The 7184-nt window shown below is 72.4% G+C and carries 6 protein-coding genes; all 6 read left to right on the top strand.

Features of this window, described 5'->3' with window-relative positions; all coding sequences use genetic code 11:
• The coding region (locus tag Voc01_RS20480; RefSeq protein ID WP_203929095.1) for a phosphoribosyltransferase family protein at nucleotides 1-1090 on the top strand (1090 nt) is incomplete at its 5' end.
• On the top strand, nucleotides 1087-2262 hold the full coding sequence (locus Voc01_RS20485; protein WP_203929096.1) for a cysteine protease StiP family protein: 1176 nt from the start codon (nucleotides 1087-1089) through the stop codon (nucleotides 2260-2262). The genes Voc01_RS20480 and Voc01_RS20485, both read left to right, overlap by 4 nt.
• Entirely contained in the window at nucleotides 2259-3083 is an 825-nt protein-coding gene (locus Voc01_RS20490) for an HAD family hydrolase (protein ID WP_203929097.1), read from the top strand. Before Voc01_RS20485 ends, Voc01_RS20490 begins: the two co-directional genes overlap by 4 nt.
• A gap of 76 nt (nucleotides 3084-3159) precedes the next feature.
• The gene (locus tag Voc01_RS20495) at nucleotides 3160-4668 is read left to right on the top strand and encodes a TerD family protein (RefSeq protein ID WP_203929098.1); all 1509 of its coding nucleotides are present in this window, start codon (nucleotides 3160-3162) and stop codon (nucleotides 4666-4668) included.
• A 51-nt stretch (nucleotides 4669-4719) separates the two neighbouring features.
• On the top strand, nucleotides 4720-5292 hold the full coding sequence (locus tag Voc01_RS20500; RefSeq protein ID WP_203929099.1) for a TerD family protein: 573 nt from the start codon (nucleotides 4720-4722) through the stop codon (nucleotides 5290-5292).
• A 41-nt stretch (nucleotides 5293-5333) separates the two neighbouring features.
• Nucleotides 5334-7088 carry a TerD family protein gene (locus tag Voc01_RS20505; protein ID WP_203929100.1) on the top strand — a complete coding sequence of 585 codons (1755 nt, stop codon included), beginning with the start codon at nucleotides 5334-5336 and terminating at the stop codon, nucleotides 7086-7088.
• The last annotated feature ends 96 nt before the right edge of the window (nucleotides 7089-7184 follow it).

A 7184-nucleotide genomic window follows, 5' to 3' on the forward strand; every position in this document is an offset into this window, starting at 1 on the left:
GGGCCGTTCGGCGGCGTGGGGTCCGTTCGTGGCGGCGCTGCGGGGTGACCGGGAACAGCTGGCCAAACTGACCGGGCCGGCCGATCCCGGGGTGTCGCTGCCGGTGCCGCCGCTGGTGTTCGGCTTCGCGGAGACGGCGACAGCGCTCGGCCACGCGGTCTCCGACTCCTTCGCGGGTGCGCGGTACCTGCACTCCACCCGGCGGGCGGTGCCCGGCTTCACGCCGGCGGGCACGTTCGACGAGTCGCACAGCCACGCCACCGAGCACCTCCTGCTGCCGGCCGACCCGGGCTGGCTCGCCGACCCGGCACCGGTGGTCCTCGTCGACGACGAGCTGACCACCGGCCGCACGGCGGCCGCGACGATCCGGGCCCTGCACCGGCTGCACCCGCGCGACCGGTACGTGGTGGCCGCCCTGCTCGACCTGCGCACCGCCGCCGACCGCCCGGTCCTCACCGACCTGGCCGCCGAACTCGGCACCAGGATCGACGTGGTCTCGCTGGCGAGCGGGGAGGTCGAGCTGCCTCCGGACGTCCTCGCGCGGGGCACCGACCTGGTGGCCCGGCTCGACCCGCCACCCGTGGCGGCCACCACCGGCGGGGCCGAGCCGCGGCGCGTCGACGCCGAATGGCCGGCCGGCGTGCCCGACGGGGGACGCCACGGGTTCGGCCCCGAGCACCGGGCGCCGCTCGGCGCGGCGGTCGACACGCTCGCGGCCGAGGTCGCCGGGGCGCTGCCCGACGGAAGGATCCTCGTGCTCGGCAGCGAGGAGCTGATGTACACGCCGCTGCGGCTGGCGTGGGCCCTCACCGGGCACCGGGAGCGGGTCTCGTACACGTCCACCACCCGGTCGCCGGTGCTGCCGGTCGACGATCCCGGATACGCGGTGCGGGCCAGCCTGCGGTTCGCCTCGCCCGAGCCGGACACCGAGGGCAGGCCGCGGTTCGTCAACAACGTGCCCGCGGGCGCGTTCGACGGGATCGTGCTCGTCATGGACGCGGCCGCCGACACCCCGGACCTGTGGGCACCGGGCGGCCTCGTCGAGGCGCTCCGGCCGGTCACCCCGGTGTTGACCGTGGTGGTGCTGTGACGCCACTGCACGGGCCGGAGTTCGGAAGCTACCCGGCCGACGATGTCACCTGGCTGCTCAAGGACCTGTCCGACGTGGAGCTGGAGGCACCGGTCGAGCAGCGGGAGGCGGCGGTACAGGCCGGCACCGCGCACTACGCCGAGTCGCTGCCGATCGAGTACCAGCCGTCGGCGGAGTACCAGGAGCTGTTCCACGCCGCGCTGGCCGACTCGGCCGAGCGGGTCGCGCACGCGGTCGGCATGGTCACCGAACTGGTCCTGGCGCGACGGCCCGGGCGGATGCCGGTGTTCGCGTCGCTGGCCCGGGCCGGCACGCCGGTCGGCATCCTGATGCGCCGGTGGGCCCGGTTCGCCCACGACCTCGACGTGCCGCACTACACGCTGTCGATCGTGCGGGGCCGGGGCATCGACCGGGTGGCGCTGCGTCACCTCGCCGCCGCGCACGACGCCGCCGACGTGGCGTTCGTCGACGGCTGGACCGGCAAGGGCGCGATCACCCGCGAGCTCGCCGCCGCGGTCGCCGCGGCCGGTGCCGACGAGGGACTCCACTTCGACCCGGAGCTGGCCGTGCTCGCCGACCCCGGCGGGTGCGTGTCGCTGTTCGGGACCCGCGACGACTTCCTCATCCCGTCGGCGTGCCTCAACTCGACGGTGTCGGGGCTGGTCTCGCGCACCGTGCTCAACGATGCGTACATCGGTCCCGCCGATTTCCACGGCGCGAAGTTCTACCGCGAGCTCAGCGGGTCCGATGTCTCGATGCACTTCATCGACGCGATCACCGCGCGCTTCCCGACGGTGGCCGACCGCGTCGCCGCCGACTGGCCGGCGCTGGCCGCGAGCGACCGCAGCCCGGACTGGCGGGGCTGGCGCACCACCGACGAGGTGGCCGCCCGGTACGGCATCACCAACGTCAACCTGGTCAAGCCCGGTGTGGGCGAGACGACGCGGGTGCTGCTGCGCCGGGTGCCGTGGCGGGTGCTGGTCCGTCCGAACGTCGACAGTGATCTTCGGCACGTGCTGCTGCTCGCCGCGCAGCGCGGCGTGCCGGTGGAAGAGGTGCCGGGGCTCCCCTACTCGTGCATCGGCCTGATCCGGCCCGGATTCACGACCTCGGCCATCGAGCCGGAAGAGGCCCCCGCGGAGACGGGCGCATTGAGCAGGGCGGTTCAGTGACTCCCGTACTTGTGGCCACCGACCTCGACGGCACGGTGCTCTTCTCCGAACGCGCGATGGGCGCGACCCGGCCCGACCCGGCGCGGCTCACCCCGGTCGACATCGCCGGCGACCATATATATGCGCACATGACCGACACGGTGATCGCCGGCTGGACCCGCCTGGCCGAGGCGGGGGCGGTGCTGCCCGCCACCACCCGGTCGGTGCCGCAGTACACCCGGCTGCGGCTTCCCGGCCCGCCACCCCGGTACGCCGTCGTGTGCAACGGCGCCCGCATCCTCGTCGACGGATCCTCCGACCCCGGCTGGGAGCGCGAGGTACGGACGGCCCTCCGCGAGGCCGCGTCCTTCGCCGCGGTCGAGCGGCAGTGCGCGGCGTGGCGCGACGAGCGCGACTTCGCCTCGCTACGGGCCGTGGAGAACTTCTTTGTGTACTTCACCGTCACGGTGCGTGAGGACTGGCTGGAGCCGTTCGCCGGCGAGGTGGCCGACTGGTGCGGCGAGCGCGGCTGGCGGGCGTCGCTGCAGGGCCGCAAGCTCTACCTGCTGCCCGACGCGCTCGACAAGGCCGCCGCGGTGGCCGAGGTGGCCCGACGGGTCGACGCCGGGCGCGTCGTCGCCGGTGGCGACTCGCTGCTCGACCAGCGGATGCTGGCCGCCGCCGACGCCGCGATCCGACCGGCACACGGCGAGCTTCACGTCACCGGATACTCGGCGCCCAACTGCCGGACGACCGCCGGACACGGCGCCGCCGCCGGAGACGAGATCATGGACTGGTACGCCGAGGAAGTCGGTACACACAGAGTTGCGCGTATCGCCTAGGCTGCACATCCGCATCGGTAGGTAGGGGCGTTAGGGTTTGGCGCACCGACCCGTCCGATGACGCGAGGGGGAAACATTGAGCACGGCGCTGGTCAAGGGCCAGAACATGTCGCTGGCGGTGCGGCAACTCAGGGTGACGGTGCAGGTCGCCCATGCCGCTGACCTCTCCGCGCTGCTCGTCACCACGAGCGGCAAGGTCCGATCCGATGCCGACTTCGTCTTCTTCAACCAGCCCAACGGGCCCGGGGTGACGTGCCAGCAGCCGGCCGGTGGCCAGCCGTGGCGCGTCGACCTCGACCTCGACCGGGTGCCCGCCGACATCGACAAGGTGCGGGTCGTCTCCAGCCTCGATGGCGGCAACGTGCGGTTCGGCCAGTTCGCCCCGCCCATCGTGCAGGTCGCCGACCAGGGCGGCACGCCGATCGCCAGCTACACGATGACCGGGCTCGACCGGGAGAGCATCGTGATCGCGGTCGAGGCGTACCGCCGCCAGGGCCAGTGGAAGCTGCGCGCCGTCGGGCAGGGATACGCCGGTGGCCTCGCCGACCTGGTCACCGACCACGGGGTGAGCGTCGACGACGCCGGCCCGTCACAGCCGGCGCCGCAGGCGACGCCCGCGCAGCCGGCACCGGCACAACCCGCGTACCAGGCCCCGGCCGCGTACCAGGCCCCGCCGACCCCGCCCGCTTACCAGCAGCCGTACCAGCAGCAGCCGCCGGCCTACCAGCAGCCGCCGGCGTACCAGGCACCGCAGGCCCCACCCACCGGCCCGATGCCGACCGTGCCCCCGCAGCAGCCGTACCCGAACCAGCCACCCGGATACCAGCAGCCGCCGGCATACCCGCAGCCGCCCACCGGGCAGTTCCCATCCCAGCCGCCCACCGGGCAGTTTCCGCCGCAGCCGACCGGACAGTTCCCGCCCACCGGCCAGTTTCCTCCCCAGCCCGGTCAGCCTCCCCAGCCGGGTCAGCCTCCCCAGCCTCCGGCCGAGGCGGTCGCCCAGCCGGGGCGTCCGGTCAGCCTGCAGAAGGGTCAGCGGATCTCGCTGCAGAAGCAGGACGGCTCGCAGCTCACCCTCGTGCGCATGGGCCTCGGCTGGGACCCGATCAAGAAGCGCGGCCTGTTCGGCAGCCGCGAGATCGAGATCGACCTCGACGCGTCGGCGGTGCTGTTCGCCGAGCACCAGCCCGTCGACATCGCCTTCTACAACCACCTGCGCAGCAACGACGGCTCGGTGATGCACACCGGCGACAACCGCACGGGTGCCGGTGACGGCGACGACGAGTCGATCATGGTCGAGCTGACCCGGGTCCCGGCTCACGTCAACGTCATCTTCTTCGTGGTCACCTCGTACGAGGGCCACACGTTCCAGCAGGTCGAGAACGCGTTCTGCCGCCTGGTCGACGAGACCAGCCGCGGCGAACTGGCCCGCTACACGCTCTCCGGCGGGTCGCCCTACACCGCGATGATCATGGCGAAGGTCTACCGCGACGGCGCGGCCTGGAAGATGCAGGCCATTGGGGAAGGCGCCCAGGGCAGAACTCCCCTCGACCTGGTACCACACCTGACCCGCCTGACGTACTAGGGATCAGGCCGGCACCGTCCATCAGAGAAGGAAAAGAAGGAGTACGTACGGATGTCTGTTTCGCTGCAAAAGGGTCAGGGCGTCTCGCTCCAGAAGCAGGACGGCGGCCAGCTCACCCTGGTCCGCATGGGCCTGGGCTGGGACCCGATCAAGAAGCGTGGCCTCTTCGGCAGCCGTGAGCTCGAGGTCGACCTCGACGCCTCGGCGGTGCTCTTCGCCGACCAGCAGCCCGTCGACGTGGCGTTCTTCAACCACCTGCGCAGCAACGACGGCTCGGTGACCCACACCGGCGACAACCGCACGGGGCACGGCGACGGCGACGACGAGTCGATCATGGTCGACCTGCCGCGCGTGCCGGCCCACGTCAACACGATCTTCCTCACCGTCACCTCGTACGAGGGCCACACCTTCGAGCAGGTCGAGAACGCGTTCTGCCGCCTCGTCGACGAGACCAACGGTCAGGAGCTGGCCCGCTACACCCTCAGCGGCGGCTACCCGGCGCAGGCCATGGTCATGGCCAAGCTGGTGCGTCACGGCAACGGCTGGGGCATGCAGGCCATCGGCGAGGCGGCCGCCGGCCGTACCGCGCTCGACCTGGTCGGCACCCTCCAGCGTCTCGTCTGACCTTTCACCCACCCCTCCGCTTTCCCGAAAGGACCCCTGCCATGGTGGCGCTGGTCAAGGGGCAGAACGCCCCTCTGCCCGCCGACCGGATCCGGATCACGATCGAGGTCGACGCCTCGGCCGACGTCTCCGCCCTGCTGGTGACACCGGCCGGGCGGGTCCGGAGCGACGGCGACTTCGCGTTCCACGGCCGGCCCCGGGCCGACGGGGTGGTCTGGGTCCAGGCGGGCCCGCGGCAGGAGCTCGCCATCGACCTGACCGCGGTACCGGCCGATGTCGAGCGGGTCCTCACCGTGGTCAGCCTCGACGACCGGGCGTTCGGTGCCGTTCCGGCACCGTCCGCCCGGGTCTTCGACCCCAACGGGGAGGAGGTCGGCTCCTTCCTGATCGACGGGCTGCGTGACGAGCGCGCGCTCATCGCGTTCGAGGTGTACCGCCGGGCCGGCACGTGGAAGTACCGCGCGGTCGGCCAGGGGTACTCGGGCGGACTCGCCCAGCTCGTCGTGGCGCACGGGGTCGCCGCACCGCCCCCGCCGCGCACCTCCGCCGGTCCGGCACCGGCCCAGCGCGGCCTCACGCCGCCGGTTTCCGCGCAGGCGGCTCCGGCGCAGGCTCCGGCCAGCCCGCCGCCCGGGCAAACCTGGCCGTCGTCGGTGCCGCCGGCAACGATCCCCGAGATGACGATCCGGCCGCCGTCGGTTCCCATCGAGGAGACGCCCGTCGGCCCCGCCGGCGGTTTCGGCATGCGCGCCGAGGAGCGCATGTACGACGTCCTGTGGAAGATCTTCGAGGACGCGGCGCGCGCGACCGCCTCGTTGCGATCGGCCACGGAGTACGCCGAGCAGCGCCGCGACAACGAGATGTCGGCCCTCCTCGACGACCCCCGGCTGCGGAACTCGCCGAACACCGACCAGGCCCGCGCCGAGGCCCAGCGCAAGCACGACCAGCTGGTCGCCCAGGCCACCGCCGACTACAAGCGCGACATCAACTCGCTGGTCTCCGAGCTGTACCAGCTCTCCCAGCAGCTGCCGGCGCCGATGGCCGCCTGGGAGAGCCCGTCGTGGAACTCGTGGGCGCCGCCCACCGAGGAGCCGGCGGTCGCGATCCGCATCGGTGACCTCACCGTGGCCGAGGCCCCGGAGCTGCGGGTGCCGATGGTGTTCCGGCTGCCGATGCGCACCCCGCTGTGGATCGACTCGTCGGAGGGCCGGCGCACCGAGGCGGCCGCGCTCGCCCGGACGCTCGTGGTACGGCTGCTCGCGGCGTACCCGCCCGGGCAGCTGAAAGTGCACGTGGCCGACCTCGTCGGCGGCGGTGCCGCCGCGCAGGCGCTGCAGCCGCTGAACCCCGGGGTGCTGTTCCCGGCGGCCACCACGCCGCAGCAGCTGTCGGAGACACTCACCAAGCTCACCGAGCGCGTCGACCTGATCCAGATGGCCGCGCAGGCGGGCGCCCTGGAGACGCTCGAGGGCAGCGTCGACAGCGCCCGTCAGCTCCTCGTGCTGCACGACTTCCCGTACGGCTTCGACGACCGGGCCGTCGCCCAGCTGCGCTACCTCATCGAGGAGGGCCCGGAGACCGGCGTGCACATCCTGTTCGTCGCCGACCCGGGCGACGCGTCGACGCTGGGTCCGCTGGTCTCGTCGCTGTGGCGTTCGATGCTGCGGCTGTCCGCCGTTCCCGACGACCACATCGGCGATCCTTGGGTCGGCCTCAACTGGACCTACACTCCCGACGGTGCCAGCTCCCTGCCCGCCGTCAACTCCGTGCTGGCCCGACTGGCAACGCGCATCTAATTGTCCTGAGTCGTTGATTCGTATGCCCAGTCGTGGTGTGTCACTGTGCGTTCGGACGCTCTGTCGTCATGAGGGGTTGGGTGTGTGTTGATCGTT

It is taken from the genome of Virgisporangium ochraceum, from assembly GCF_016863655.1.
GTDB lineage: Bacteria > Actinomycetota > Actinomycetes > Mycobacteriales > Micromonosporaceae > Virgisporangium > Virgisporangium ochraceum.

Coding starts and splice junctions, on each gene's coding strand:
- Voc01_RS20500 (WP_203929099.1), top strand. CDS start 4,720: ATGTCTGTTTCGCTGCAAAAGGGTCAGGGCGTCTCGCTCCAGAAGCAG.
- Voc01_RS20505 (WP_203929100.1), top strand. CDS start 5,334: ATGGTGGCGCTGGTCAAGGGGCAGAACGCCCCTCTGCCCGCCGACCGG.